General features: G+C 63.2%; 2 protein-coding genes. Both read left to right on the top strand.

Features of this window, described 5'->3' with window-relative positions:
- Window positions 1–423 (top strand): hypothetical protein (locus tag ABZY20_RS37200; protein ID WP_356447957.1); only part of this gene is annotated, 423 nt, incomplete at its 5' end.
- 11 nt (window positions 424–434) lie between these two features.
- The coding region (locus tag ABZY20_RS37195; protein ID WP_356447955.1) for a hypothetical protein at window positions 435–1,314 on the top strand (880 nt) is incomplete at its 3' end.

Below are 1,314 nucleotides of genomic sequence, written 5' to 3'. Positions count from 1 at the left end.
CGGCGCGACTGCGGACCGGCTGAGCGAACGCCGACGCAGCCGCGTCGCGGATCCCAGCGGCGCGAACGTGCGCCGGCGGCATCGGCCGCGACATTAGCGAACGACCCGACACGCGGCCGGAAGCTCTCGGTGCGCGCAGGATTCGTTTGTCCAAAAGAAGCGGCGCGTCCTCGCCAGGGCGCGCCGGCGGAAGGGTTCGCGTTCGAAAAACGCGAAAACATCCGAGAAAACCTGTGTTTTTGTGTGTCCGGCGAGAACTGTGATCGGCGTTGGAAGAATCGAGCCGCCATCGCATCGCGCGGCAAACGCGAATCGCGCTTCGCCCGCGTCGTGGCGGCGCAAGCGGACCAGGACCGACACGACACCGACGCGGCGCAACGGAAGGCGCGCCAGGGAACGCAACGCTTCAGGACCTTTGGATAAGGAGCAAGTCCATGCTTAAGATCGACAACGTCGACACTTTGTTCGACCACGTGGTGTACGGCGACGACGCCAACGATTTCACCTACTACATCATGCCCAACGCGCCGACCTTCGCGAAGATGGCCAGCGGCGGCCTGGCCATGCGCTTCGTCGAATACGGCCAGATCCGCGAGGACGGCGGCAAGAAGTTCGGCGGCTTCATCGCCTTCGACACCGAACTGTCGGTGCCGGCCGACGTGCAGAAGAAGATCACCGACGAGCTGCAGAAGAAGCTGGCCGACAAGTACAAGGGCAAGACCGCGCCCAAGGTCGCGATCGCGCCGGTGGTGTGGACCGACGGCACCGTCGAGCTGCTGCTCAGCGAGGGCGGCGCGCTGGTGGAGAAGATCCGCGGCGCCGGCAAGCCCTCGATCTACGGCAAGAACATCGCGTCCTTCATGGTCGAGCTGTCCGAGCTGGGCACGGCGATCTTCAAGGAGACCCTGAGCACCGGTTCGGCTTCGGCGGTGCAGGTGGTCTACAAGATGAACTGCTACATGCGCCTGCCGGAGATGAAGGCCTGGGGCACCTGGAACGCTTCGGAGTTCTACAGCTTCTTCCAGGACATCAACACCGAAGACAACTTCTGGAGCGAGGACAGCTACACCGAAGTCGTCAACTCCAGCCGCTACAAGAACGACGTCACCAAGACCCACTTCGAGTTCGTGCAGGCGCCCAACATCAGCGCCGAGGACAACGCCAAGCTCGAATCGGACATCCGCGCGATCATCAACAAGCAGCTCGAGGCGGCGGTCCAGCGCAACATGCTCAAGGAGATCGCCGAAGTCGATCCCAACACCAAGGAGCTGCGCGAAGGCTCGGGCATCGAGGACATCCGCCGCACCATCAACA

Source organism: Streptomyces sp. NPDC006624, assembly GCF_040611555.1.
Lineage (GTDB): Bacteria > Actinomycetota > Actinomycetes > Streptomycetales > Streptomycetaceae > Streptomyces.
Note: the sequence above shows the minus strand (reverse complement) of the source record. Positions and strands in the feature narration are given on the sequence as shown.